The sequence below is a fragment of the Paraburkholderia dipogonis genome, from assembly GCF_042680985.1.
Taxonomy (GTDB): Bacteria; Pseudomonadota; Gammaproteobacteria; order Burkholderiales; family Burkholderiaceae; genus Paraburkholderia; species Paraburkholderia phytofirmans.
Genome location: NZ_JBHUFR010000041.1, coordinates 1 through 26,258 on the forward strand (window position 1 = coordinate 1; position 26,258 = coordinate 26,258).

At 57.2% G+C, this 26,258-nt stretch carries 18 protein-coding genes and 3 pseudogenes; 5 read left to right on the plus strand and 16 right to left on the minus strand.

From position 1 onward, the window contains the following. Positions 1-137: 137 nt before the first annotated feature. The gene (locus tag ACFSNN_RS38110; RefSeq protein WP_134466379.1) at positions 138-623 is read right to left on the minus strand and encodes a hypothetical protein; all 486 of its coding nucleotides are present in this window, start codon (positions 621-623) and stop codon (positions 138-140) included. Positions 624-1,027: 404 nt separating this feature from the next. Next, positions 1,028-1,717: a hypothetical protein gene (locus ACFSNN_RS38115; protein ID WP_134466378.1), complete on the minus strand. Its 690-nt coding sequence runs from the start codon at positions 1,715-1,717 to the stop codon at positions 1,028-1,030. Between the two features lie 865 nt (positions 1,718-2,582). Between ACFSNN_RS38115 and ltrA the strand changes: the two genes are divergently transcribed. Further along, positions 2,583-3,893, plus strand: coding sequence for a group II intron reverse transcriptase/maturase (gene ltrA, locus ACFSNN_RS38120; RefSeq protein ID WP_244323260.1), 1,311 nt, complete (start codon positions 2,583-2,585; stop codon positions 3,891-3,893). Positions 3,894-4,431: 538 nt separating this feature from the next. Here ltrA and ACFSNN_RS38125 read toward each other — a convergent pair. From ACFSNN_RS38125 to ACFSNN_RS38145, 5 genes are all read right to left on the minus strand, one after another. Then, positions 4,432-4,767 carry a hypothetical protein gene (locus ACFSNN_RS38125; RefSeq protein WP_134466376.1) on the minus strand — a complete coding sequence of 112 codons (336 nt, stop codon included), beginning with the start codon at positions 4,765-4,767 and terminating at the stop codon, positions 4,432-4,434. A 129-nt stretch (positions 4,768-4,896) separates the two neighbouring features. Next, a complete protein-coding gene (locus tag ACFSNN_RS38130) occupies positions 4,897-5,301 on the minus strand; it encodes a TIGR02594 family protein (protein ID WP_208949668.1) in 405 nt (134 codons plus the stop codon). Between the two features lie 230 nt (positions 5,302-5,531). Continuing rightward, on the minus strand, positions 5,532-5,897 hold the full coding sequence (locus tag ACFSNN_RS38135; protein WP_134466374.1) for a hypothetical protein: 366 nt from the start codon (positions 5,895-5,897) through the stop codon (positions 5,532-5,534). A 251-nt stretch (positions 5,898-6,148) separates the two neighbouring features. Beyond that, positions 6,149-7,360, minus strand: coding sequence for a hypothetical protein (locus ACFSNN_RS38140; RefSeq protein ID WP_134466373.1), 1,212 nt, complete (start codon positions 7,358-7,360; stop codon positions 6,149-6,151). Positions 7,361-8,398: 1,038 nt separating this feature from the next. Beyond that, a complete protein-coding gene (locus ACFSNN_RS38145; protein WP_134466372.1) occupies positions 8,399-8,650 on the minus strand; it encodes a hypothetical protein in 252 nt (83 codons plus the stop codon). A 393-nt stretch (positions 8,651-9,043) separates the two neighbouring features. Between ACFSNN_RS38145 and ACFSNN_RS38150 the strand changes: the two genes are divergently transcribed. Beyond that, positions 9,044-9,856 carry a GNAT family N-acetyltransferase gene (locus ACFSNN_RS38150; protein ID WP_134466371.1) on the plus strand — a complete coding sequence of 271 codons (813 nt, stop codon included), beginning with the start codon at positions 9,044-9,046 and terminating at the stop codon, positions 9,854-9,856. A gap of 553 nt (positions 9,857-10,409) precedes the next feature. Here ACFSNN_RS38150 and ACFSNN_RS38155 read toward each other — a convergent pair. The 4 genes and pseudogenes from ACFSNN_RS38155 to ACFSNN_RS38170 all read right to left on the minus strand — a co-directional run. Beyond that, complete coding sequence (locus ACFSNN_RS38155) at positions 10,410-11,582, minus strand: hypothetical protein (RefSeq protein ID WP_134466370.1); 1,173 nt, start codon at positions 11,580-11,582, stop codon at positions 10,410-10,412. Then, a complete protein-coding gene (locus tag ACFSNN_RS38160; protein ID WP_134466369.1) occupies positions 11,551-13,341 on the minus strand; it encodes a TIR domain-containing protein in 1,791 nt (596 codons plus the stop codon). Before ACFSNN_RS38160 ends, ACFSNN_RS38155 begins: the two co-directional genes overlap by 32 nt. A gap of 710 nt (positions 13,342-14,051) precedes the next feature. After that, on the minus strand, positions 14,052-15,221 hold the full coding sequence (locus tag ACFSNN_RS38165) for an IS91 family transposase (RefSeq protein ID WP_134466368.1): 1,170 nt from the start codon (positions 15,219-15,221) through the stop codon (positions 14,052-14,054). 21 nt (positions 15,222-15,242) lie between these two features. Continuing rightward, positions 15,243-15,560 (minus strand): annotated as a pseudogene (locus ACFSNN_RS38170) (tyrosine-type recombinase/integrase); the annotation flags it as partial. Positions 15,561-15,721: 161 nt separating this feature from the next. On the opposite strand from ACFSNN_RS38170, the gene ACFSNN_RS38175 reads away from it, so the two are divergent. Continuing rightward, positions 15,722-18,655: a Tn3 family transposase gene (locus tag ACFSNN_RS38175; protein WP_134466367.1), complete on the plus strand. Its 2,934-nt coding sequence runs from the start codon at positions 15,722-15,724 to the stop codon at positions 18,653-18,655. Continuing rightward, the gene (locus ACFSNN_RS38180) at positions 18,645-18,860 is read left to right on the plus strand and encodes a hypothetical protein (protein ID WP_377689774.1); all 216 of its coding nucleotides are present in this window, start codon (positions 18,645-18,647) and stop codon (positions 18,858-18,860) included. Before ACFSNN_RS38175 ends, ACFSNN_RS38180 begins: the two co-directional genes overlap by 11 nt. A 205-nt stretch (positions 18,861-19,065) precedes the next feature. Here ACFSNN_RS38180 and ACFSNN_RS38185 read toward each other — a convergent pair whose 3' ends face one another. Continuing rightward, on the minus strand, positions 19,066-19,737 hold the full coding sequence (locus ACFSNN_RS38185; protein ID WP_244323281.1) for a LysR substrate-binding domain-containing protein: 672 nt from the start codon (positions 19,735-19,737) through the stop codon (positions 19,066-19,068). A gap of 54 nt (positions 19,738-19,791) precedes the next feature. Continuing rightward, a pseudogene (locus ACFSNN_RS38190) lies at positions 19,792-19,974 on the minus strand (helix-turn-helix domain-containing protein); the annotation flags it as partial. A gap of 663 nt (positions 19,975-20,637) precedes the next feature. Between ACFSNN_RS38190 and ACFSNN_RS38195 the strand changes: the two are divergent. Then, positions 20,638-21,455 (plus strand): annotated as a pseudogene (locus ACFSNN_RS38195) (IS5 family transposase). Between the two features lie 505 nt (positions 21,456-21,960). Here the strand turns inward: ACFSNN_RS38195 and ACFSNN_RS38200 are convergent. The 3 genes from ACFSNN_RS38200 to fdhA all read right to left on the minus strand — a co-directional run bounded on the left by ACFSNN_RS38200 (position 21,961) and on the right by fdhA (position 26,150). Beyond that, positions 21,961-22,992 (minus strand): sensor histidine kinase, encoded by a 1,032-nt coding sequence (locus tag ACFSNN_RS38200; protein ID WP_134466366.1) that lies wholly within the window; start codon positions 22,990-22,992, stop codon positions 21,961-21,963. A gap of 115 nt (positions 22,993-23,107) precedes the next feature. Further along, positions 23,108-24,817, minus strand: coding sequence for a methyl-accepting chemotaxis protein (locus ACFSNN_RS38205; protein ID WP_279631214.1), 1,710 nt, complete (start codon positions 24,815-24,817; stop codon positions 23,108-23,110). A gap of 130 nt (positions 24,818-24,947) precedes the next feature. Beyond that, positions 24,948-26,150 carry a formaldehyde dehydrogenase, glutathione-independent gene (fdhA, locus tag ACFSNN_RS38210; protein ID WP_134466365.1) on the minus strand — a complete coding sequence of 401 codons (1,203 nt, stop codon included), beginning with the start codon at positions 26,148-26,150 and terminating at the stop codon, positions 24,948-24,950. Positions 26,151-26,258: the final 108 nt, after the last annotated feature.

Here is a 26,258-nt window from a genome sequence, read left to right on the forward strand (position 1 = left end):
CATTTCGACCTCAAAGCCTCACCCTGAAAGCCTTCGAAGATTGTTCAGGTCCGACTCAGTAGCCGAAATCGCAGACGTTACGCCCTCCCGCCGATTCACCGAAATATGCAAATCCGATCGTTCGTTGTTTTGGCGCTCTACTTTTTTAAATCTACTTGAATCGCACTTGTGGCTTTCCCTACCAGAGATTTCATGGATGAGATTGCGTCCGCAAAGTATCGATCCGTGATGGGGAGCGCTTCTCCGTCCTGCGCTCTAGCGAGCTTGCCCGCCTTTTCCAGATATTTCGAATTAGCTACGCCTGAATTGTGCACGATGATGTCACGAGTTGCCTTCAGCTCAATCCATTTCCCAACAAGGTCTTCGGAAAGTTTGGCTCCTGTCACCGTTTGAAAATACTGCATTTGAAGGGATGGCGCGGCATAGAAGAAGAGGTCCAAGTTCTTTCGGATCACGCCTTCGATAAGATGCTCCCGTGATGCCGCGTCGATAAGTTCGGATACGTCGATCTTCGCAGTGTGGTCAATACCTTTTACATGCGTTTTGAGACGTCGATTATCGTATCGTAACAACTCGAAAAGAATGTCACCTACGAACGCCTCAACTTGTGCGACCGAATACACGAAAACAGAAAATAAATTTCATGCTCGACAGCTGATGAGGCGATGGCCCTCAACTGATCTGGTGTTCGCGCAACCTCTTTTCCTTTAATGACCGAAGGGACTCGAAACCGCTTTTGATTTAGAAATGCCTGGTCTTCCTTCGCATTCGAAAGCGCTTGTCTAGCGAAAGACATCCAAATGTACAAATCGTTAAGCCCCATTTGCAGTTCCCGCCGGAGTTCACCGACTCTTTTGCTCAAAGTTTTTGCGTCCATAGCGATCCCTTTTCTTCATTTTGTTGTGGGCTAGACGTAGATCGGTCGCCCCGAGTACAGTTCTTTCTGACGACTGCAGCTTACCGTGCAGAAATCCCCTGCATTAAAGACAAAAGCAGCAATCCTTGCGAGTGTCCAAGATTCCTAGAGTTAGTGTGTGTCCGCGTCGTCGATATCGTGCTCATCCGCATCCGGCTCGTCCTCATACCGCCAGAGGAATGCGTCCAATGCCTTTTTGCGCTCCTCGCTATATTGCTCGCCGGACTGGTGAATATATGAGTTGAGCGCTGAATACGTTGCTCTGAGCAATTTCGCTGCAATGTCGCGGATGAACGTGAGTCGTTGATCGAAATAGTCTGCCGTCACTACAAGCGAATCATAGTATGGCGTATACGATTTGTTTGCGGGCGGCGCACTGGTTTGATTGGCATAAGCCAAAGTGATTGTGCCGCCGTGATGGACCAGTAAATTTCTGTCTCTCAAAACTGCTTCATATTCTTTTGCTTCGTCTTTCGAAAATGGACTGATTTTAAGCAGCGCCATGAACAAGGCATTGATCTTTTGCGCTGTGCCAAAGTCGTACTTCTCGGAAACTAAAAATCCTAATTTAACGACCCAATCATCGCGAAAATCAAGCAGTCTCTCCGGATCGATAGATGTGTCGTGCCCACTGTTCCGAAGACCTTTCAGGAGCGTCGGCTCTATATTGATGATCGATGCAAAGTGGTCCTTGCAAAATGCTTCAAAATATGAAACCAGCCCAATAAAGCAGATCTCGTTCACACGACTTAGACCTGTTGCCGAACGATCGCACGCTTTGGAGACGTCATGGAGCGTCATATCGAACGATATCCCGCTGGGTACGCCAGTGGGAAAATAGTCTAGGCAAAGCGGTTCTGCGTTTTGGTTCATAGCAAGACAAAACGAACTATTAGTGATGCGAGACTGGCGAAGTACTATGAATGCAGCTGGCTTCTGCTGCAAGGCACTTCACCAAACTAGTTCCAAGACCGCCGTTCCGCATTCGAACTCGATTCTGCTCCGGCTTGAGTAAAGCTGATCATAGCCGACGTCGGCCGATGCTGGCGCTAGACGTTGTTCTGGCCGATGACGCCTACAAACATCACTGGCGTTTGGCCGGCCACTTGCGGAGCGAAGCAGCCGCACGAATGTCCACGCGACAGTCCTCTTGAATGACGCTCCATGGCGTGCGCCGTGAAAAGGCGGCGCTTTTCCAGTGGGTGAAAGCCCCACCCGGCAACCGCTCCAGCCGGAAGCAACCGGAGCAATCGTGGAGGTAACGAAGCGGTTGAAGCCTTCGGTGAAGCGTGTCACGAAATACGGTGACAGCGCGAGTGTGCAGGCCGTAACGCGAGTGAACGCCGAGCAAGCCTCGAAATAAGTCGATGCGCAGGCCGACCCGAAAGCCATGTCGGGGAAGGCTGATACGGCTGGGTGAACGAGCAGGCAGGACGCCCAGTCGCTGTGCCGGGGTAGTGGCGACAGCATGTACACAAGGAAAGCGCGCGCAACACGGGAAGCCCCTCGACGTGGTCAGGGATGACCAACCGGACGCCCGTGAGGGACAGGCCGGGCGCCTTGGGGTGACGGAGAGGCCCGTATTACTGTTGAAGCCGGTGTAATGCTGGTGGAGGGAAGGGGCCTCAGTTCAAGACCAACGCAATACGTAGTGAGGACGTGGAGATTGGGCAACCTATCAACTCCGATTCGTGTTCAGAAGCTGCAGATGGCGTTACACGCGAAAGCGAAGGCCGAAGCCGGGTATCGCTTCTACGCGCTGTACGACAAGATCTATCGCGAGGATGTGCTGGCGCACGCGTACGCCCAGTGTCGCTCTAACAAGGGCGCGCCGGGTGTCGATCGGCAAGACTTCGCGGAGGTCGAAGCGTACGGGGTGCAGAAGTGGCTCGGCGAACTGGCGCTTGCGCTCAGGCAGGAGACTTACCTGCCGGACCCGATCAGAAGAGTGTTTATCCCGAAGGCCAATGGCAAGCTGAGGCCGCTAGGCATCTCGACCCTGCGGGATCGGGTGTGCATGACAGCAGCGATGCTGGTGCTCGAACCGATCTTCGAAGCGGACCTGCCGCCAGAGCAGTACGCTTATCGCCCGGGGCGAAACGCCCAGCAAGCGGTAATCGAGGTGGAGGAGCGGCTGCATCGAGGGCAAACGGATGTCGTTGACGCTGACCTCGCGGACTACTTCGGAAGTATTCCCCACGCCGAATTGATGTTGTCGCTCGCGCGACGCATCGTTGATCGGCGTGTGCTGCATCTGATCAAGATGTGGCTGGAATGCCCCGTTGAAGAAACCGATGATCGAGGCCGGAAGACACGCACGACGGAGGCCAGAGATAGCAGGCGCGGCATTCCGCAAGGGTCTCCCATCTCACCCCTACTGGCGAATATTTACATGCGTCGGTTTGTGCTGGCATGGAAGAAGCGCGGACTTCAGCGCAGTCTTGGCAGTCGAATCGTGACCTACGCGGACGATCTCGTGATCCTGTGCAAGAAAGGCAAGGCCGAAGAGGCCTTGCTGGAACTGCGCGAGATCATGGGCAAACTGAAGCTGACGGTCAACGAGGAGAAGACACGCATCTGCAAGGTGCCGGAAGGTGAATTTGACTTCCAGGGTTACACGTTTGGGCGGATGTACTCGCCGACGACCGGGCAGGCCCGAATGGGTATGCGCCCGTCGAAGAAGAGTATTCGGCGTATGGTTGAGAAGGTTCATGCGCTGACCGCTGCCTCTATGACGTGGATGAATACCACGGAGTTGATTGGCAAATTGAACCGCACGCTACGCGGCTGGGCGAACTACTTCAAGGTAGGCACGGTCAGTCGCGCATATCGTGCGCTCGATAGCTACACCAGCACGCGGTTGCGTCGGTGGTTACGAACCAAGCACAAGGTAAGACGTCGCAGGGGCGGGAGCTATCCACCCTCGCACCTCTACGGGCACTTCGGTCTCGTTCGTCTACAAGGGCCTTGGCAGTGACTTGCCGTGTACGAAGGCGTGATGTCTTGTCCGAGAGCCGGATGCGGGAGATCTGCACGTCCGGTTCGATGAGCGGGTTGTGGAAACGGGGTTAAGGCAAGGTTACTCGGGCACCGCCAAACGAAAGGGGCGGAAACAGACAAACCGAACCTAATGCTACCGCGCCACAACTCGACTCTACCGAACTGAGCCCGACGACGACGGGCTCTGATCGACCCTGAGCGGTCTCCCGGCTTTCTCGTTAACGGACGGTCGGGCACAACAGATTTCCCTCCTTCAGCGGGGAGGCAATTTCAGACGTCAATATAATTGCGCTGCGGCGGGGGGACGGACACCCCGCAAGGGGCACCAGAGGGTAATGCTGACCGCGCCCAGGGACTTGGGCACCGTCTGCGTAATAGTCAGGCGCAGACCTTGCCCCGCCGCACATTTGCCCTACGACGTGACGTGCATCGACCCGATTGAGTCATTCACGGCCCCGCATAACAAACGTTTAAACACGCAACTCTGCCGTTGATGCAGTCACATGGGATGTGATTCAGCTTGCGCGCTTTGCGCCGCACACGGCGCAAAAGCTTGCGATAGGCGTGCGGAGCGGTTTGCCGCAAGCAGTGCATGCAGGACCGTATAGTTTGAGGCGGTGATGCATCAATGCGTTCGCATTGGTCTCGCGGAATCCCGTAATGCGTTCGTAGGTCACTAGCGCGTGAAGATCGGTGTTGCTCCGATAGGCTTCCGCCAACGATGCCCCTGTCTCTTTCCGATATTGCTTTATCTGCTCGAGCATCGCTTCGGGATTGACCAATTGCCACTCGTCTTCAGTGAGCATCGGTACATCTATATTACAGCGCCAACAGTAGATCGTTTTTGGCATCTTTTATCGTCGCTCCTTCAACCACGGCTGTATCGCCGATGCGATCCGAACCTTCCGAATATTGTCGACGGTTCGAGTCGCTACGTCGACCGTCGCTTCCTGGCCGCACCAAGCCCCACGGAGACCGGCTCACTTCGGCCATCTATGGCCGAGCACCGAGGCGACCGGATATGCCAACTCACGAACCTCATCCAATTGGTTTCCGCCAAAGAGATAAATGAACTCAGCGTCGTGGCGAAGATAAAACCCGACATGTCCCTTCCAGCCTGTCGGATCATCGCGCGTCAATACAGTAATGCAACCGTAGGTCGGGCTTTCAAGGGCAATACCCCAATCGAGCCAGGACCGTGCCAATGCCGATCCGGTACCGCGAATCCCGACGCTTGCTAGGCACCAGTTAATGAATGAGGAACACCAGGAAACTTTGTCGTCGTAGCCAACGAGATTGGATTGGCCGTTGTATTCGACTATCCGCGGGTTCGTCTCGCCAACCGGAAAACGTCTGATGCCGCATTCCGCAGTCGCCACAGGCATCCACGCGGGTTCAGCGACGCTATCTCGGGTATTTAAGATCATTCGCGTTGGAAGGCTTTTTGTGTGCTTACCGCGATTGTCGTCGATTCAAGCCACGTGGTCGACCGTGTCTTTTTGGCCGAACCCGGAAGTCCACGCCAGCCGATGCGCAATGCATCCTACTCACGCTGCGAACTTCGGCAGACGACCCGCTGCAGTCCTCCAGCTTCCTCCAAAGCGGCCGTTCAAGGCTACGCCTTCCCCCAACTCGCCCACGCTGAGAGGTAGCCTTGTGACCGCATGCCGAGAAAAGGCTCGATTTGTTCCCAGTGGGATAGTGTTACGGAGGTTGTGAATAGTGTTTCAAGAAGACCGGTGGCGACCAGTTCCACAAGTTTCGTTTCTTCGCTATTCATAGCTTCTTCGATGGCATCACAGACGTGGACTTTCTCGGCTGGTGACAACGAACTGAACTCCCGCGCGAGAGCTCGGCCGAGTCCACCGTACAACACCGTCGGCGGCACGTCTTCGCCGTAGTCCGCGACCACGTTCGACGCAGCAGCCCTGAGAGGTTCTGACCGCGTCAAGACACCGAGGAGAATTTTCCAATTTTCCATTACGAGCGCTTTGCACTGTGATCCAAGGGATGCCGGATTGTCGCCAATCTCTGATTCCCAGTCCAATGTCCGTTGTTGGCCGAATATCGCCTTATGCGATGAGCATCACGCCGCGTGCGCCCAATCTGTGTGGGACAGCACGCGACCCAAGGCCGTCCTCCGACTCGACGCGTCCGGTACGGCAGCTTGCCGAGCGAAGCTGAAAGTAATCCGTAACTCGATACTTTCAATATTGACAATAATCAATGCGCTTAGCGGAGACGACCGAGCAGCGACTTGATTCCTTGCCACCATTTTGATGATACCGGCTTCGCCAATACAGACAGCACTTGCGCATCGTCCGCGGGCGCAATGAGGTGGCCATCGCCAATTGCCGGTACCGTCCTGACGGCCTCACAGTACATCACCTCCTTATCCCGGAAGTTCTCCCGCCAAGCCTCGATCGTTGCCGGGAGTTGACGCCTGTCTTGTGCGACATTGGTGAAGTAGCGGACCACCGTCCCATCGATGTAGGCGACCCACATGCGACCATCGTCGTCGACCATGACGATGCTTTCCATGATGGTGTATAAGCCAGCCACGCCTCCGCGAATCGCACGTACTGATTCATCGTCGGTAGCCCGCTCCTCCGACGTATCCGCCGTACATTCCTTCAGGGTGTTCATTCCTTCGCCAACGAGGCCATAAAGCCTAGCCAGTTCCAGTTCGTTGAGGTATCCACGCTCGAACCATGGCTCTGGCTCCCATCGGAACTCGCCGCTAAAGTGCGCGCGTAGACCTCCCCAGTAGGAACATCGCGCAGCCTCCTCGATCGAAATTATTCTCGCTCCCTGCCTCCGGCCGCGTCGAAAGACGAGCTCTCCGTCGGGCTGCTCAGGCCCGTTAGGTACGCGGCAGTAAGCTAAGTCGGCAGATAGGATGCGAGCGTAGGATGTGATCCGGCCCTGGTGGGCACCATTGAACACGTTGAGTTCGAAGAGAAATCCGCTGGGGCCAACCTCTCGGATAAAAATCCGGCTTTTGGTCGCCGGTGCGGGATCGAAGCTCCACCAACCCCACCATAAGGGAGCATCCGGGCCTTTTGGGAGATTGTGCACGACACCGGTGCTCAGGGCCCCTCGCAGGCACGCTTCTAGCCGCCCCTGCAGTAAGCCACGCGCCTCAGCGGGAGCATCACCGTCGCGCATCTCGTAGACCACCGTTCTTCGTCCACGCAGATCAAATGGCAGCTGATCGGGTCCGCCGTAAGCGCTATTCATCACAAGCACCACGTTTTCCCAGCCGAGCTCGGCCACGGCGTAGCCTAGTTCAACCAATACGTTTGGGTTGGGAGTCGGGCGACCCTGCTGGCTCCCACTGATGATACTTACGTCGGCCACGAACATGTCGGCGGTGGCGATCTTGGCGAGGATGCTCTGAGCGATGTCGGGAGTTCCAACTAGGTTCGCAGTGTCGCGGTCCAAGACGGGCTCTACTCCAGCATCCTCATCACGGGCAATGACTCGGATGGCACGCTTAAGGCTGTCCTCGATCAGATTTCGATTGGCGCGGCCCGCTAGGTCCGACTACCAGGAATAGAAGATGGTGCGCTTCACTGACTGTCCCTCTGTGCTTCAGAACCTGCAGCGCTTGGCTTCGGCGTTTGCGGGTTGGATCGTAATCGATGCTCCCGTGTTGCTACTTGGCAGTGGGAGGCAGGTAGCCGGCATCTTTATAATTTCCCAACGGGCATGTCAATGGTTGCTTGTAGGTTTGCCCGCAGCCTAATCGAACGTCGGAAGACAAATGCGGGATATTCGAAACTGGACCGAGTTCGAATTGAACATCCAGCTCTTGGGTTGATTAGCCCCCACCATTAAATCACCGCCTCCCCGCGATCATGGGTTTATGACGCTGAGGCAGTCCTTTAACGAAGCTCCCGCGATTGCGCATATGCTCGGATTGGATGTTTGGCCGGTTCCGTGGGTGGACCAGCCGTTCGAGTGACCGCATGATGTGTGCGGCGAGGGGCAGAAACTGGCCGGTTGTACCCGTTCGGCGAGGACGCCACAAAGCGGCCGTCGGCGTCGAGTGGACCTGCGAATGGCTACTCACCGTGCCGGTTGCTGAACGAGTACAGTCGGCCAATTGCGGTCGTCCAGAGAGCAAGCCCGAAAGCCGACGTTCGGCGCTTGCGAAACTGAGCGACTTTGTTCCGGCTAGTCGAGCACAGGGCGAAGCCGCGCATTAAGACGGACTTCGTTGTCTCGGATACGTTTCCCAACCGGCATCTGTAATATCGAGCAACTGCGCGACTGACGCACGAATTTCGCTAACCCTCGATTCCTGCTCGCGACGCCCGAGCGCATATTCCTGTCGGAATAAGTAAGTCGTCTGCACGTCGATTGTGTCCCAGGAGTTTTGGGCTCCAAGTTCCAATGTTATGCCTTGGGCGGTCCAGCGAGATCGAATCCAACGTACTGCATCGATGTCGATCGGCTCTGCGTGCACCCGCATGTCGACTATCCATCGTTCGACGCGCATTGATCGTGGTCACTTGTGAACACGCAGACTTCTTTCGATAAAAGACCGAACAAGGCGACCACAGTGCACAGTGTGATAGCGACAGCAGTGCCGGTGGCTTCAAGAAGGTGGCCTTTGCGCAAGGCCAAAATCACTATGAATCCGAGAAACAACAGGATAAACACAAAGAACCCTTTTCCTGTTGTGCGCGGCACCGTCAACGACTTGCCCATATCATTGGCATCGTCCATGATTCCCGTCCCCGTGCGCAGTAACCAATTTTTTCGGCTCTATACACGGGCGATATTAACACTCCACCCGGTGCAAACGAGCCCGACACTCCTTTCAGAACCGAGCGTCCACAGGCCAATCTCAATGGCTGCTTTCTGAAGACATGAAAGTCCGCATCGGGTCGGTTATGCCAGTTCGTTGTCATGCCGGCCCAGGGGCGACCGGCGTGCTCAGTCGTGGGACGCAGTGCGGCCAATTTCGGCCGGTCGACACGGCCGACTATATCGCTGACAATCACAACCGTGGCGCTGGATTTCGACGAGACCGTCAGCACGATGTGATCCGCCTTCACCGAACAATCAATACGCATAAAAGCAAGGAACGATTTGCGTTCATTGTTGACGATACTAAGAATGCAGCAATTCCCCGATAACCTTGGCCTCGCCACTGATCTGTTGCTGCACACGGAAATCGGGGTGGTCGAGTCTCACGATGACTATATCGTCGTCCGGACACCGGACGCGCCCGAATACTTTTTCGGCAACATGCTGGTCCTGCAGCAGCGACCCTCAGTAAGTGACCTGAAATCGCTGGAGCATGACTTCGGCCACCTCATCGGCACACCACCGCTCATTGCACACCGGACCTTTGCGTGGCCGGAAAGCGCCGACAGCGTTGTGACCCTCGATGCATTCGTGGAACGAGGCTACGACGCGACCGTTTGTCAGGTGCTGGTAGCCCGCCCTGATGAGATACACCCAGTTGCGACCAATTCATTTGTCAAGGTGCACCCGTTTGCCTTGCAAGAGGAATGGGACGATTGGTCCCGAATGCAACTCGCCGACATGCCAGATCCGACGTGCATTACCTCGCAGCGCTACGTGGCGCATCAACAGAGGGCTTACAGGAGCCTGATCGAACGCGGCCTGGGAAACTGGTGGAGAGCCTTTATCGGGGATGAGCAGGTAGGAAGTCTTGGATTGTTCTTTCTTGACGGCATTGGGCGGTTCCAGACAGTTATAACTGCGGCACAGCATCGAAACCGAAATGTTTGCAAAACCTTGATGGCCGAGGTTATCAGGCTGGGCGCCGCGCGTTCGGACCGGCTTGTCATAGTTGCGGATGAAACCTACCATGCCGGAGCAATATACGAGGCAATGGGTTTCCTGCAGCAAGGGCGCATAGCCAGCTTGTGTCACGAGCCACGCATTACAGTGGCGCGCTGAGCTCATCCAGATTAACTCGAATCTCGGCGGCAGCTGGCAACGTTCGGCCAGAAGCAGTCCTTGGAGGCGTTCCGACAGGCGACTGCTTTGGCTGACGGCGGAAGTTCACCAACGGCTGCTTTGCGGCTGCTCAGTAGACGGCAGAAAGTCCACGGGGCTTTGTACGACGCCGTCGCCCAGCTTGAGGAATGTCTGAGGGGACTTGTCCGACGCATTGGAATGGGTTGGTCGCTTACGCGGGGCGCTGTTTAATGGGTTGAGGCCGGTGGACTTCCTTGATCAAATCGAGCCCGAGCGGCTCGAACGCATTCGCACCTAGAACGCAGCCGTGGCCATTGTTGCTTCGAAGGCCATGCACTGATCGGCGGTACTTATCGCAAAACCGAGGGGCGGCCAATACGGCTTCCGCGGCTAGGCGAGGTCTCTAAACCACCTCTCATTTCGATAACATCCGGGGGCGACAAGACCGCGTCCGCTTTACTCGCATTTTCGCGAAGCTCCTTTTCACGCCTCTGCGGACAGCCGCCGGCATTGACCGGCGGCACCGCCAGGCTCAGCGCCCTAGGAATTCCGCGAACACCTCGCGCAGTTGCTTGTTGAGGTTGTTCTCATTGACAAGCTTTTGCACGGGGCGCCGGAAGGACGCAGCTACTTCATATCGCATCTGAGCCCGGCTGTTTTGCTCTTCCAGGATGCCTGCTGACAGGAGCTTCGCGATGAACTCCTCCGTGACGCCTGGTTTGGCGAATTTGTAGATTTCCCCTGGTGCCTTGAGGATGAACCCGCCGCCCACAAAGAAGTAGCGGAAGAACTTCTTGATTTCCTCCATCGTGAGGAGCGAGTCGCCACGTGATCCGTTGCCTGCGAGCGACGTGGCCATCTCGCCGAGATCGCAGCTCGCGAGATCGAAGATCTCCGGGTTCATAGTCGGCGAGCGGTTGTCATCGTGAATGGCGACGAACGAGGAGTAGTAGAACTTCGTGTTGCTGAACCGGCATTTGATGAACGAGTCGTAGCCCACGAAGTGGCAGTTCCAGAACTCACGATCGACGAACTGCAGCATGGGGAAGTCGCCGGAGATGAACAACCCCTTGGTCAGCGTTCTTCCTTCATCGACCTCTTCACCCACAATGGAGAAGATGGCGGAACTGAACGAGTTGCGGCTGAGGCCCTTTCCAACCGTTGCCGCGAAGAGTTGCAGAAGGCTGCTGCACGCAGACCTAGCCATCTCAGCTACATCAGGCTCGGTGTTGCTGCTCAAGGCGGTTTCCTTGAACATGGCGTAGCCGCTGGTTAGGAGATCCTGTACATCCTTCTTGGGCTGGGCCGCATAGAATCGGCTTAGGTCTTCGAAGACCGCGCCTTGGCCTGTGGCTAATCGGGCGAAGTGCTTCATGAAGTTCGGAGAACCTGTGCTGCGCCGCTCTAGTTTCTCGATGAGCCAAAGCGCTAGAAAATACGACTGAAGAAAATCGTAGCGGTACTTGACTAGGTCTCCCGAAATCTGGAGCAGCGGGTTCTTGCAGAAGATCTCGGTCACGGACGAATTCGTCGCAGTCGCACCGAGGAATGTTTCCACAACATCGGTGAACTGATCGATCTTCGCGGCGCCGTAGTGGGTGCTGGAGAAATCCTTCATCACGTCGACCAGATCAGAGACCGATGGCTTCCAGGCCTGCCGCTCCCTTTCCCGATCAATGATCGCAAACCAATAGGTCGACTGCACGGAGGTTGTGGGGATAGCCGGCCTCGGCCATCCGCTCCTTGACCGCGCCCTCGACCTTGAGGCGCCCCCCTGTCCCGCCAACATCCTCCTCCAACTCACACAGCGCGTCGACGAAGAACGGGAGTACCGTATCGTCGTCCATGGCTTTTGATACTGCAGTCAACGTCTCCTGGACGCGGTCGACGATCGCTTGCCGCTCGCCCTGGGATTTCTTGAAGAAACGCTTGCGCACGTACTTTTCAACCTCGGGCGAAGAGAACCCTTTGAGGTTGTAGATGGGAACGCCATGCTTGCGCAGCGACGAAACGGTCGTGCCGACAGTGTCCTCGCGGCCTGCGAGGAACACCCGTGTCTGACCAAGTTCGGCGTTGAGAGCCTTGATGGATTCAACGAAGGGGAGCAACTCGAAGCTCGACGACATCATGCTGAGCAACTCGTCGATGCCGTCAATGAGGATGAGCAAGCTACCGCTGATCAGGAGCAGGTCGAAGACGCTCTTGTTCGTCGGCACGCGCATGGGTGGTGCGCCTGCGGTGGCCAGTGCCATGGCATGCAACTCACACAGCTCGAACAGTGATGAGATATGAGAACGGCGAAGTTGATCCTTGGAAAGCTTTTTGAGAGCGTCCGCTTCGATGAGCATCACCCGGGAGTGTGCCGACTCGTTGATCTCCGCAGACAGACTTCTCAGCAGAGTAGTCTTTCCCGCACCACCAGAAGCCACCAGTAGCGACAGCGGCGGACTGTTCTCGCTTGTGACTGTGCCTTTGAGATGAGCCAGAGCTGGCCCAAGGCTCTCCGTATCTTTTCGATCGACTCGATACAGCGTCTGATCGATAAAAAACGGTTCCTTGAACGGGATCGAGAACTGCAAAGAGTCCGAGTCGACGCAGTACTTGGCCAAGTAGTCCTTGAACGTCAGCTCGGTTACTCGTACGTCGTGTCCGCCTTCTTTGAGAAGCTCGGCGATGTACTCTGATTTTCCGGGAGACGGGCGCAGGACTGTGAGTTCTCTGAAGCCCTGAAGATCCTTCGGGAGGTCGCGAATCTTGGACAGGAAGTCCTCGAAGATCTGACGGATGATGATGTTCTGCATCAGCACAAGCAGCAGTTGCGGCTGCGGTGCCTCAACGCGCCAAAGCTCATACTTGACGCGTCGTTGTCCCGAGAAGTCCTGCCCAACCCACAATGGGGTGCGTCTCTTGTATAGGCCGGCGAGCAGATCGTCCGACCGTGTGAAAGAGTAGCTGCCTCCTTCGTCCGCAGCACCATCATCCGAGGTGACCTTTGCGACTATCGACTGCTCGGATGCCTGACCGGTGATTGCCTCAAGTTCCCGCTTCAGTTCATCTAGGGAAGCGTTGTAGGTGTCACTGGAAGTGAAATCGAAGTACAGCGATGCTTTGAGGTAGTACGGTACGTCTGCCGCCGCTTCGCGCTTGATCGCCAGGATGGGCGTTCGCGATTTCGCTCCGCTCTCAGAGAAATGGCGCTCTGCCGCCATCGCTGTCTCCCGGCCGACACCGCCCTCGCGAGCGTTGGCCTTCTCGGTGTATTTCTGGGTAATGATGGCCAGAACGGCATCGCTCTCGTAGATCCCCGCTTCCATGAACTGATTGCGGTCGACGCGATGATTCATGCCGCTCTGGTCGTATGTGACGTCCAGATCCTTGACCTGTTCCTGCAAGTCATCGGCAAACCGCTGCACCCACTGCTTGTGGTCGTCAGAATCCCAACTGTAAGAAATGAAAATCCGCATGTGCCTCCCTGACACTGCTTATTATCTCGAAAGATACATGGCGAATCCCTGACGAGATTCAGGGCATCCCCAGACCGGGTTCGGCGTGAGCAATATCAACGTTTCGACCCCGAAGACGCGTAGTATGCACCACCTCGCGAAGTCGCATTTCGTGGGAGGCCCTGTGCGAACTCCGTCTAACTGGTTTGTCAAGAACGGACTGCCGTTGGCCTTCGCTTACCGCAGACGTTGAACGACTGCTTCTCGGCCTCGACTTCAACAAAGCGTAGGGCTACGCCCGCTGCAAAGCCGACATCCGCAGGCCCAGGATGAACGTCTGCAACGGGTCGGGATGGGCCAAAGCGCGTCAGGCAGCGTGCGTTAAGGTTTATTCGATGCCCGCCATCGGCCGCAGGAATGTACATGCCTCCGCGTGTGTCGGCAGGCGTCGAATAAACCCGATGGAGGAAACCGCGGGATGCTCCAATGCGGTTAGAGGCTTCGCGCCTATGGCGATTGATAGGCCGGGATAATTGGTGATGTCGGAATTGGCACGGTCAGTCGGGGTGCGGGACAGTCGCTAACGCCATCGCGAAGCGGTGCAGTCGCGCATTCACGATGAGGAAGCTGGCGGGCGGAGCGCTTCGCGAAGGGACACGCGCAAACGTCCGCCCGTGGGCCGCGTCGCCGCAAAGCCAACGTTGGACAGGCAGTTCGAGGAGCCGTGAGGTTCATGGCTGATCCAGGCGCATGGGCGGTGCGCGGATCGGGGCGCTGCGCGCGAGGATGTCGATGACGATCATCGGTGCGCCGCAGTGCCGGCAGATGAAGACGGGCCGGGTTTCGATGATGGCGTGGTCCGGTGATGGGCTGGTCGCGGGTGCGATGTGCAGCAGATCGCGCACCCGCGCGAGTCTGGCGCGGCGCACCGGGTTGGCGAGCAATCCGTAGTGACGGATGCGATGGAAGCCACTGGGCAGCACATGGAGCAGGAAGCGGCGCATGAATTCGCCGGTTTCGAGGGTCATGGTCTTGTAACGGGTGCGTCCCTTTGCACGGTAGTCCTTCCAGCGGAACGTCACGCCGCGCTCATCGAAGGCGACGAGCCGCTGGTTGGAGATGGCGACGCGGTGCGTGTAGCGTGAGAGGTACTCGAGCACCGCTTCCGGTCCGGCGAACGGGCGTTTGGCGTAGACCACCCATTCGCAGGTACGTAGCGGCGCAAGCCACCGGGCAAAGGTAGCGGGATCAGCGAGCCCGGTGTACTCGCCGAAGAACTGCAGCTGGCCGCGGCGGTGTGCGTCTGCGAGTGCTTCGAGGAAGCGGCGCCGGAATAAGTGTGAGAGGACGCGCACGGGCAGGAAGAAGCCGGGCCGGCAGGCGATCCAGCGCTCACCGTCAGGTGACAGGCCGCCACCGGGCACGATGCCGTGCACATGCGGGTGATGCGTGAGCGCCGAGCCCCAGGTGTGCAGTACGAGCGTGGCGCCAATCTGGGCGCCGAGATGCCTGGGATCCCCGGCGATGGTGCGCAGCGTGTCAGCGGCGATGTCGAGCAGCAGGCCGTAGATGATCCGTTTGTTGTACCAGGCGATTGCACTGATGGACGCGGGAAGCGTGAAGACGACGTGGAAGTATTCGACGGGCAGCAGATCGATCTGGCGTGCCTCCAGCCAGCGGTGTGCGGCGCTTGCCTGGCACTTTGGGCAATGCCGGTCCCTGCAGGAGTTGAAGGACACCTCTGGCCTTGCGCAGCCTGAACAGCGCAGCACATGTCCGCCCAGTGCCGCCGTGCGGCACCGTTCGATGGCCGACATGACCTTCAGCTGCCCCAGGCTCAGGTGTGTCGTGGCTCGCCACGCTAGCCCGTGGCTGCGGAAGATATCCGCAACTTCCAGCATGAGGCGCTACAGCGCGCAGGCCTACTCGGAGGGCAGACGGTCCAGCGGACTGGTGACCTCGTGCAGCAGGTCGGTGGCCACCTGGACGTAGAGCGCGGTATTCTCGAGCTTGGCATGGCCGAGCAGCACCTGGATCACGCGGATGTCCACCTTCTGTTCGAGCAGGTGGGTCGCAAAACTGTGACGCAAGGTATGCATGGATACGCGCTTGTCGATGTTCGCGGCGTCGGCGGCGGCATGAATGGCACGGTTCAACTGTCGTGTGCTTAGCTGATCGAGCGGATCAAGCCCGGGAAACAGCCAACCACGATCGAGCATCTTGCCCTGCGCACGGGCCACGGGGTATTCGTCCTTTTCGTGCTAAATCTGGCGGTTTCTCCGCGGAGCCTTTATTTATAAGGCTGCCGTCGGCTTTGGCTCTTGTCAGGAGGTCCCAAAAGTATCTGCGATAACATACCTGCCCGCGATTACGGATCGCGCGATCTTGTCAGGAGGCGGAGATGCCAGGTCTGGAATTTCGCTATGTGGGACACGAGCGCTTGCCCGCCCGATTATCGGAATTCGACGTGGAGCGCTACTTCGCGTTGACTGACAGTGACGTTGCCGCAGTCAACGAGCGTTTCCGGCGCGACCGTCGTGCCGGCGTTGCGATCCAGTTGGTCTTTATGCGGGCCAGTGGCCACACTCTCGATCATGTCGGCACACTGCCACGTCAGTTGTTGCGCTATGTCGGCGAGCGGCTTTGCCTGCCCGCCCCGACGATCGCCTCCCTTCGTACGCTTTATCAGCGCTATAAGACACTGTACGAGCATCAGGTCTGGACCTGCGAATATCTCGGCTTGACGTCGATCGGACCGAACCACTGGGCGGAACTGGAAGCGTCGATGCGACAGGACGCCACCGAATCGCTCACGCTCGACGAACTGCTCCAGCACGCCCATCGCTGGCTTTATGAGCGGCGCATCCTCATACCCGCCGAACGGAAGCTGCGGGATCTCGGCCGTTCGATCTGGTCGGACGTAGAACGTGGTCTGCTCGCACTTATTGAGGCAACCGTCACGGATGCGCACTTGGTGCACGCCGATGCTGTCCTCTCTGCCCAGCACGGAACCTCCGGCATGAGAGTTCTCGAATGGCTGAAGACGCCGCCGGCGCGACACAGCCCCACGACGCTCACCGAAACCCTTGCGAAGGTTCGGTTCCTCAAAGAACTCGGCGCGCATACATGGGCACTCGACGCCGTGCCAATCGAAAAGCAGCGTGCATACGCGCAGCGCATCCAGGCTCGCCGTCCTGCGAAGGTCCGCGAACTCAAGGCGTCGACCCGCACCATCGAGCTGATCTTCTTCCTGCGCGTCACGCTGCTCGAGCTGACTGACGCGCTACTCTACCAAACAGGGCGCCGGGTCTCCGACCTCGTACGGCAGGCTTACGACCGCACGACGGTCCGACAGGCACGCTCTGCTATCGAATACCGGCAGCAACTGGTCGCCATCAAGGCGCTCGTTCAGGATAACGAGCGGACGGCGCAAGAACGCCTCGATGATATTGGCAAGCTGCTTGAGGACCTCGCAGACAGGCCACCGGCAAGTCACGCAGCCAGCGTACGTGAAACGCTCACTGACGATCATCACCGTATCCGCAATCTGCTTGGGCCGTTACGTGAGCTAGGCTTCGTGGGACGCGACGCGGAACCCAGTCTGCGACAGTTCGAACTTGTCGGCACATTGCATGACAGTGGCGCGACCGAATTGCCCTCAGACTGCGATGTGCCGGTCAGCGCCGCCTGGCGCGATCTCGTCCAGGGTGATGATCGGGCGCGCGCGTTGCGAGCACTGGAAGCCTCGGCAATCACCGGTCTGCGCAAGGGGCTTCGCCGTGGCTCAGTGTGGATCAACCACAGCCTGTCGTTCCGTGAGCGCGACGAGTTGCTGATTCCACCCGCTCAATGGGAAAGCGAACGCGACCGCTACCTGTCGTCGCTCGGATTGCCTGCAACCGCGGAGCCATTCCTCGAAAGGTTGACGGAACATCTCAAGGCAGGCCTGGCCGCGCTCGAGGAAGCACGCGAGGCAGGCCGCGTGACGATCGGCACCGACGGCGCGGTTCACCTGTCGGCGATCGAAGCGTTGCCGACCGATGGCATACCGAAACGCACGCGAGATCTGATATTCAGGGAGATCGGCAACGCACAGTTCGCCGACATGATTATGGAGATGGACGCTCACACTGGTTTCAGTGAAGTGCTCCGGTCACGCAAGGCGCGCGATACGAACGAACTCGTCGCGCTGTACGCCGCGTTGATCGCCCACGGCACGGAACTGGACGCGAGGAGCGTCGCCGCCATGATCCCGCAACTCGACCCGGCGCACATTTCAACGACAATGCGCTTCCTTGAAATGCCCGGTCGGCTGCCGCGTGCAAATGACCGCGTGGTTGAATTCCAGCGCACGCATCCGATTACGGCACTCTGGGGTACCGGACGGCAGGCATCGAGCGACTCCATGAGTCTGGATACGTCACCGCACCTGTTTTATGCGCGGGTCGATCCGCGACGTCGCACCCACGCGGTGGGCATGTACACGCACGTGCTGGATCAGCACGGCATTGTCTATAACCAGCCCATCGTGCTGAACGAACGCCAGGCTGGCGTGGCGATCGAGGGCGTGATCCGTCACAACGAGAACCGTGACGACGGTGGACTGCTGCGTCTTTCAGTAGACACGCATGGATACACGAACGTAGGGATGGCGGTTTCGAAGCTGCTCGGTTTTGATCTCTGCCCGCGTCTGCGCAACCTCTCGGAACGCAAACTGCATCTGCCTAGAGCCGTGGCTGCGCCTGAAGGGCTGGTAGCGGTCGTCGCCTACGAGATCTCCATCAAGGCGATTCGTGACGGCTGGAAGGAACTGCTGCGCCTCGTTGCATCAATTCATGCGGGACGCGTGAGCGCAATGGTCGCGTTGCAACGGTTCGGCAGCGCGGCGCAGGGCGACCCGGTGTACCGGGCAGCAGACCACCTGGGTAGGTTACTGCGCACGCTTTTCCTGTGCGACTACTTCAGCAACATTGAGTTCCGGCGAGAAATGCATACGCTACTGAACCGCGGTGAATCGGTCCATCAGTTACAGCGCGCAATCTATACGGGCAAGATCGCGCCGGAGCGCGGACGGCGCCGCGACGAAATGATCGCGATTTCTGGCTCCTTGACGCTGCTGACGAACCTGGTCATTGCGTGGAATACACAGCGCATCCAGGCAACCCTTGATCGTTGGCGAAGCAAGGGCCAAGGGGTGGACGACGACTGGTTACGGCGGATGGGGCCAGCGCACTTTACGCATGTGAATTTCCGTGGAACGCTGAGCTTTCCAATCGATCGCTATCGAGAGATGCTTCTGGATGCGGCGCCAAGGCGGCGCATGGGTGGATCGTGAAGCCGTTCTGCATGCACGCAGACTGCATGACTGGCAGGCGCGTGGTGCGGTTTTGTTGGCCGCCCTCAATCATGCGCGCGCCGGCCCAGACGCGCGAGCGGATGAAAGCGCCCGATTTTGCATCAAAAGGACGCGCTTTCGCAGAATCGATGATTTGCAAGTTCATGTTTTTAAAAGAAAAACAAAAACAAACCGCCAGATTTAGCACGAAAAGGACGAATACCCCTAGGTGGAGGAGTTTGAGGTGCCCACAGGTGGGGGAATTTGCCCGCCCATCGGGGCTTCATCCGGAGATATTGAATGTGAATTGATGTGTGCCTAGTCCCCGAGTTTAAAACACGGCGGCATTCTTTAGGTTCTACGCCGAGGAGAGCCCGCGTCGAACGGAACCCGTTAGGGACTTTCCACTCTCAGCCGAGGTCAGAGCGGTTCATACTACCTACTACGTGATCGAAAAATCGCCGTGCTGCCAACGAAAGCCTGTCAACGTGCTGTACGCAGATTACAAATTGACGGGCCGCCCAATCGTCCAACAGCGGTATAGCACAAAGTCCATACGCTATCCGATAAGTGGAAATTGCTTCGATGGGCAAGATTGCGATGCCTAGGTTCGATTGCACAAGACGGCAGGCGGCATCGAAGGTTGAAACGTTAGCCCGGTAGCGAATCTGACGACCGTGTTTCTCCGCCACGCGTCTCATTAGCGAATTTAGAGCGGCATTCGCCGAAAAGCCAATTTGTTGACAATCAAGGGTATCCACAAACGCCACTTCTGTACGAGTTGCTAGCGGATGATCTCCATGAACTACGACACCGAAATGATCGGCCCGGAACGGTGTCATCTGAACTTCTGTGCCGCCGACGAAGTCGCGACAAATCCCGATGTCGGCGATCCCATCAGAAATTCCACGCACAACATCGCTGCTCACGCGCTCATCAAGAACGACACTAATCTTTTCATTTGACTTCAAAAACGACGCGATCAGATCTGGAACAAATTCCACGATGGAGGAAATGTTTGCCATCACACGCACAACGCCACGGACTCCAGTCGAAAACTCGCTGAGATCCTCTTGCATCATTGCGACGTATCTCATTAAATGCCGAGCGTGACGCAAAAGCATTTCCCCCGCAGGGGTTGGAATCACCCCTCGGGGGCGCCGACTGAGGAGAGGCGTGCCCAGCGCATGTTCCATTTCGGCGATGCGTCTACTCACAGCAGCTGCTGCAAGCCCTTCCCGTTCGCTTGCCCTTGATATGCTCCCTTCTTCGCATATCGCTATGAACATCCGGAGCGACGTGGGGTCGGGCTGCCACATATATAACGCCTCCAGAGCACGAATATAGGTATCGATCTTAGAGAGCTTACCGCAATTCCAGCGCTCGACGGAGAGTTTCGACAACTGTTAGCCACATAGATGGCGAGATACGGTAGCATCCCTTCGTCGCGCATCTCGCTCGCGGAGAATCTGGACAGTACGCAATGGGCCGTCAAGCAGCGAGTTTCGCGAAATAGGCGCTAGCTAACAAAAGATATTGTGTGAATGACTCGCTCCTCGAGCGAACACGCTCGTAACGATACGATTGTACGATGCCCGCTTGCTGGCCTTGGATCGCCGAAGAGTCCAACCGCACTGGGAATTCGAATCGGCTGCAAAAACTTGGCGTGAATCATGTGACGGCGATTCGCCGCAGCGCCATGACGATAAGGTATAGCCGCGATTGCCTTAAAACCGACCCGATAGGAGTGTGCCCAGTGATAAAATACGTCCGCTCAACTGTAAGCGCCTTCTTCTCTAAGATTCGCAAGCGCCTCACTACCGTCATTCCGGGCGGCTTCCTCCACCGCGGAGGTCCTTTTTCTAAAGCCGATCTGTTTGAATCCAAATGCCTTAGAGACGGATTCAAAAAGACCCCATTGGGGGCTGTTAACCATTTCGGCAAGCTGCTAACCTTGGTTGTCTGAACAACCGGAACCAAGGATGAGCGCGCCGATCGTTGACGATGAATTGTGGACACTGATCGAACCATTGCTGCCGACGCCAAAACCTCGGCGCAAGAAATATCCAGGTCGGTTCCCGGTTTCGAACCGGGCCGCCCTGGACGGCATCCTGTTCGTACTCAAGACCGGAATCCGCTGGCGCGACCTGTCGACCAAATTGGGATCTGGCTCGGGGTCGACCTGTTGGCGGCGCTTACGCGACTGGCAGAAGGCCGGCGTGTGGAAGCAATTGCACGAACTACTGCTGGCCAGGTTACGCGAAGCCGGCGAGCTCGATTTCTCTTGAGCTGCCGTCGATTCATCCTCGGTACGAGCCGTTGGGGCGGGCGAAAAACTGGTCCGAACCCCACGGATCGCGCGCGACCCGGTTCCAAGCACAACGTTCTCGCAGATGCCAATGGCGTTCCCGTCAGCGCAATCTTGACCGTTGCGAACCGTAATGACGTCACCCAACTGCTGCCGCTCATTGACGCTATTCCATCCATTCGCGGCGTACGCGGTCGGCCGCTTCAAAAGCCGCAAGTCATCTATGCGGACCGTGGCTACGACTCCAAGCCGCATCGTCAGCGGCTGCGCGAGCGCGGCATCAAGCCGGTCATCGCCAGGCGCCGCACAGAACACGGCAGTGGTTTGGGCAAATTCCGCTGGATTGTTAAACGTACACATGCGTGGCTTCACAACTTCCGTCGTCTCCGTATCCGCTTCGATCGGCGCGCCGACATTCATGGCGCGTTCCTCAGCCTAGGCTGCTCTCTGGTCTGCTGGAACATCTTCAAGCGAATAGAGATGTCTTTTTGAATCCGTCTCTTAGCGCGAGGGACCGTGATACCCCAGTGCCAGCCTCCGGATTGCTCGAAAACGTGCAATTCGAGACCGTTTGATGACGAACGTTGGGACGACAGAATAACACACACACCATTAATATTCTGGATTACGAACGAAGGAGCGGTGACTGTCGCTTTCGGGTTCATAATTGCTTTTCCGAGTGGCTATAAGAATAGCTGGTCGCATTATGTGCTGACACCTTCCGTTGAGTATCATGTGGTTCTCGATTTATTATTTTCGTTCACCTTCGAAAGCGTTACAACTCGCTTGCAAGCCGACACTAATAGACCGGTCAACGCCGAAGCTCGTAGAAGCGGTGCAGTGGCCCTTCGATACCGTAACAGCGCCAAAGCAGGGATGCCGGCGGTACTGAAGCCAAAACGCCCATTAGGAGAAAACCTTGAATGGGTCACGGGTCGCGCTTCACATGCTAGCCGCACACCATCATGTTCACCTGAAGATTTCGCCTTCGCGCCTACTATGCTGCACGTGTGAACGCTTCACGTGCGGACTGCTTAACCGGCACGCGTATCTTGATGACGGTGCCACTGCCGCGTGCGCTTTCAACCGTTATCTCACCGCTTAGCATCATCACACGCTCCCTCATTCCTGCGAGACCGAACGAATTACTGCGGACTTCAATAGGATCAAAACCCCTTCCGTCATCACGCACTTTTAACGTGAAGTAGTCGTCAACTTGAAGCAATTCAACGAATACCTTCCGAGCGTTCGCGTGACGCACGACATTTGTCAGCGCCTCCTGGACAATGCGGAACAGCGCAACGGCCTGCGTTTCATTTAACTCGATACCGTCCTGCGGTGCATGCAGCTGACATACGATCCCAGCATCGCGTGAGCACCGGGCGGTTAGCCATTCGAGCGACGCGACGATACCCACGTCGATCACCATGGGCCGCAGAGACGTCATCACGTCACGTACCACATGCAGGGTCCGGTCAGCGATCGAGAGCATTTTATGGATATGCTCCATCAGCGTTGGATTGTCCCGTCCGAACAAAATTTGCAGCGTAGAAATTTCCATCCTAAGCGCGGTGAGTTGCTGACCGAGTTCGTCGTGCATCTCGCGCGCAATCCGCTTGCGTTCGTCTTCCCGAGCATTCTCCCGCCGCATCGTCAGCTGACGCAGCATCTCATACGATTCATGCAGCCGGTCTATTGGCACTGCTTCGTTTTCGCGCGGCTCTGCGCACCCCGGCAAGCATTCTTTGTCACCGAGGTGTGGATTGATGTCCTTCGCGACCGTTCGCGTCAGTCTCGCCTCGTCAGAGGGAGTCTCGCGGTTCTCGTAGCCGACCCACCCGTCCCTATCCACGAGAAACACAGTCTTGTGTAGGCGACTCGGCCCCCGCCTCCCCCTCCGCAGTAGCTGATCCAATTCCTCCTCGACGAGATCCAGCGACTCGAGCGCCCTATGGAACGGCTTGACTCGACGATTCCGCGCATGTTGCTTGGTAGTAGTAGCCGCCTCGGCACATACGAACTCGCTCATAAATCTCCCGTCTGAATACTAGTCCAGCGCTTCATTTCAGCTCACACCGTGGTGTTCGACGTCGTCCGTTTCGAGGCCCCCAAAGGCCGTGAATCATTCGGAGACCACGCGTACTTCAAAACGGCTCCCAAGTGCCGTCTCCCCGTCGTGCGTCGCCCCTCGGCGCGCCACACGCGGCGGCAGTTGAGTGAGCGAAGGAGAACCCGTCGTTGCGCGACGCCAGGACCCCGTGAGCAGGAGAGTACGGTGACGAATCCCTGAATGCTGCTACTGCTCGCTGCAAGTGTGTGGCCTGCTCTTCCAGCGCGTGCGCGGCAGCCGCCGCCTGTTCGACCAGAGCGGCGTTTTGCTGCGTTACGTCGTCCATCTGACTTATTGCCTGATTGACTTGCTCGATGCCTCGGCTCTGCTCCGCGGAAGCCGTCGCGATTTCCCCAACGATGTCCGAGGCCTCCTTGATTCCCAACTTGACGTCGTTCATTGTCGCGCTGACGCCCACCGCTTCCGCCGCCCCGTGGCGAATCGCCTCGACCGATGAGCGGATGAGTTCCTTGATTTCCCTAGCAGCTGAAGCCGAGCGTTGCGCCAGACTACGTACCTCACTTGCGACAACGGCGAAGCCTCTCCCTTGCTCACCGGCACGCGCGGCCTCCACCGCTGCGTTGAGAGCGAGAATGTTAGTTTGAAATGCAATACCTTCGATAACACCAGTAATCTCTGAAATCTTACTGGAACTACCACTGATTCGTTCAATCGTGCCCACCATACTCTGCACAGCTTGATTACCTGCGTCAGCGACTTCGCTCGCGCGGGCGGCTAAAGTATTTGCCAGGCGAGCATTGTCAGCGTTCTGCTTCACCGTTTCAGTGAGCTCGGCCATACTCGATGCCGTCTCTTGAAGCGACGCGGCTTGCTGTTCGGTCCGTGCAGAGAGATCGGCGTTGCCCATCGCAATCTCTCGGGAGGCTCCCATGACAGATTCTGCACTGCTCTTGATACCGCGGACGATTCCGGTCAATTGCCGGTCCATTCGGCCAAGTGCCTCCATCAGTCGACCAAACTCGTCCTGCGAATCCGACGGAATGTTGTTTTCCAAATTGCCATCTGCAATGCGATTCGCGATCGTTAATGCCTTGTCTAGAGGCCGCGAAATCGCACGCGACAAGTAGACAGACATGCTAGTTGAGATCGCGATGCCGAGTAGTGCAAGAGCCGTGGCGACCAACCGGACCTGCTGATAAGTATTCTCGCTATTGCTCATAAACTGCTTCGCCTGCGCAGTATGCATGGCTGACTCTTCGTCCAGAGCAGCGCCAAGCTCGTTACCGATTGGGATAAGCTTCTTGACAGCCTCTATCGTACCTGCGTCATCTGCTTTGACCAACGAGAGAACGTCGCTGGCAGCCAGCTTGAATCGATCGAGAATGCCTGCGATTCTCGTCATCGTTTCATGCCCTTTGTCTTCACTAGCGCCTTCGCCGTGATAATCGCTCCAAGCTTTGTCGATGTGCTTCAGATCGACCTGTAATTCATCAAAAGCAGCCTTTCGCTCACCAACATCGCGGAAAATAAGAGCGCGAGCGAGTTGCAGCCTCAGATGGTACTGAGACGAGCGTAGTTCCGATAGGGTCTCAAGGGGAACAAGGTTGATCGAGTACGATTGTTCGGCGTTTTTGTTCAGCTTGTAAAGCCCGAAAACGCCGAATATTCCAATAGTCGCCATCAGTGCACCGCACAATCCGAGAACCGCTACGACTTGGAATCGAATGCTATAAGTCCATTTCCTCATAATTTTCGCTTGTGGATGTTTCTTGTACTCGAGCATTCATCGGTTGGCCGATTGGAAGAGGAAGATCACTCTCTCTATTGATTCCGACCCTCGTCTCCAACAAAGACAACCGCGTACCCATAATCAGGCTGCGGCTCCTTCGGTAGCCGACTTCCGACGGCTAGTGTCAGGCCGCTGCTTTCAGACTGCCGTGCGGATCAATCACAAACTTCTTGGGCACGCCCGAATCGAACTCCGCATACCCGCCGGGGGCCTGATCGAGCTCGATAACCGTCACGTTGACGACTTCGGCGATGTTCAGACGGTCCCAAAGGATTGCCTGCATCAGGCTCCTGTTGTACTTCATGACCGGTGTCTGGCCAGTGAAGAAAGAATGTGACTTTGCCCACCCGAGGCCGAGGCGTACGGAGAGGCTCCCGTGCTGCGCGGCCGCTTCGACCGCACCTGGGTCATCAGTGACGTACAGGCCAGGGATACCGATTTTCCCAGCGGCCCGCGTGACTTCCATGAGCGAGTTGAGCACGGTAGCCGGTGCCTCGACTTGCGAACCCGCGTGGCCGTGACCTCGAGCTTCAAATCCAACGCAGTCGATGGCGCAATCAACTTCCGGTTCACCAATCAGATTGGCGATCTGGTCGGCTAGCGATACATCACCCGAGAGGTCAACCGTCTCGAATCCCACGCGTCGGGCGTGCTCAAGCCTTTTCGGATTTACGTCGCCAACGATAGTCACGGCGGCACCCAGAAGTCTTGCTGATGCAGCTGCAGCCAGGCCCACAGGGCCAGCGCCAGCGACGTAAACGGACGACCCCGGGCCAACACCAGCAGTCACAGCGCCGTGATAGCCGGTCGGAAGAATGTCCGACAGGCAGGTGAGGTCGCGGATTTTGGCCATGGCGCGATCGCGATCCGGGAACTTAAGAAGATTGAAGTCGGCATACGGGATCATCACATATTCGGCCTGACCTCCAATCCAGCCACCCATATCAACATAGCCGTAAGCGCCACCCGCACGGGCCGGATTCACGGTGACACAGACGCCGGTGTTTTGAGCCTTGCACATCGGGCAACGACCACATGCGACGTTAAAGGGCACAGAGACCAGATCGCCCTCCTTGAGTGTTAGAACGTCAGAACCAACTTCAATGACTTCCCCGGTAATTTCGTGACCAAGAACGAGGCCAGCGGAAGCGGTGGTTCGGCCTCGAACCATATGTTGATCAGAGCCACATATGTTCGTGGCGACCACTCTGAGGATGACCCCATGATTCGCTTTCTTGCCTGAAGGCTCAACCAACTCCGGAAAAGCGATGGTACGGACCTCCACCTTTCCGGGCCCTACATAAACGACTCCACGGTTGCCTGACATGTTTTCTCCAAATGTCACGTAGTGAGCGACGAGCCGTACAACTCGTCGGTTTCAAAACTTCCGTCATCGAACGCCGCGCCACGATCATCGACGATCCCAACTTGCTGC

Coding starts and splice junctions, on each gene's coding strand:
- ACFSNN_RS38115 (WP_134466378.1), bottom strand. CDS start 1,717: ATGACGCTCCATGACGTCTCCAAAGCGTGCGATCGTTCGGCAACAGGT.
- ACFSNN_RS38125 (WP_134466376.1), bottom strand. CDS start 4,767: ATGCCAAAAACGATCTACTGTTGGCGCTGTAATATAGATGTACCGATG.
- ACFSNN_RS38130 (WP_208949668.1), bottom strand. CDS start 5,301: ATGCCTGTGGCGACTGCGGAATGCGGCATCAGACGTTTTCCGGTTGGC.
- ACFSNN_RS38135 (WP_134466374.1), bottom strand. CDS start 5,897: ATGGAAAATTGGAAAATTCTCCTCGGTGTCTTGACGCGGTCAGAACCT.
- ACFSNN_RS38145 (WP_134466372.1), bottom strand. CDS start 8,650: ATGGACGATGCCAATGATATGGGCAAGTCGTTGACGGTGCCGCGCACA.
- ACFSNN_RS38150 (WP_134466371.1), top strand. CDS start 9,044: ATGCAGCAATTCCCCGATAACCTTGGCCTCGCCACTGATCTGTTGCTG.
- ACFSNN_RS38160 (WP_134466369.1), bottom strand. CDS start 13,341: ATGCGGATTTTCATTTCTTACAGTTGGGATTCTGACGACCACAAGCAG.
- ACFSNN_RS38165 (WP_134466368.1), bottom strand. CDS start 15,221: ATGCTGGAAGTTGCGGATATCTTCCGCAGCCACGGGCTAGCGTGGCGA.
- ACFSNN_RS38175 (WP_134466367.1), top strand. CDS start 15,722: ATGCCAGGTCTGGAATTTCGCTATGTGGGACACGAGCGCTTGCCCGCC.
- ACFSNN_RS38185 (WP_244323281.1), bottom strand. CDS start 19,737: ATGATGCAAGAGGATCTCAGCGAGTTTTCGACTGGAGTCCGTGGCGTT.
- ACFSNN_RS38200 (WP_134466366.1), bottom strand. CDS start 22,992: ATGAGCGAGTTCGTATGTGCCGAGGCGGCTACTACTACCAAGCAACAT.
- ACFSNN_RS38205 (WP_279631214.1), bottom strand. CDS start 24,817: ATGCTCGAGTACAAGAAACATCCACAAGCGAAAATTATGAGGAAATGG.
- fdhA (WP_134466365.1), bottom strand. CDS start 26,150: ATGTCAGGCAACCGTGGAGTCGTTTATGTAGGGCCCGGAAAGGTGGAG.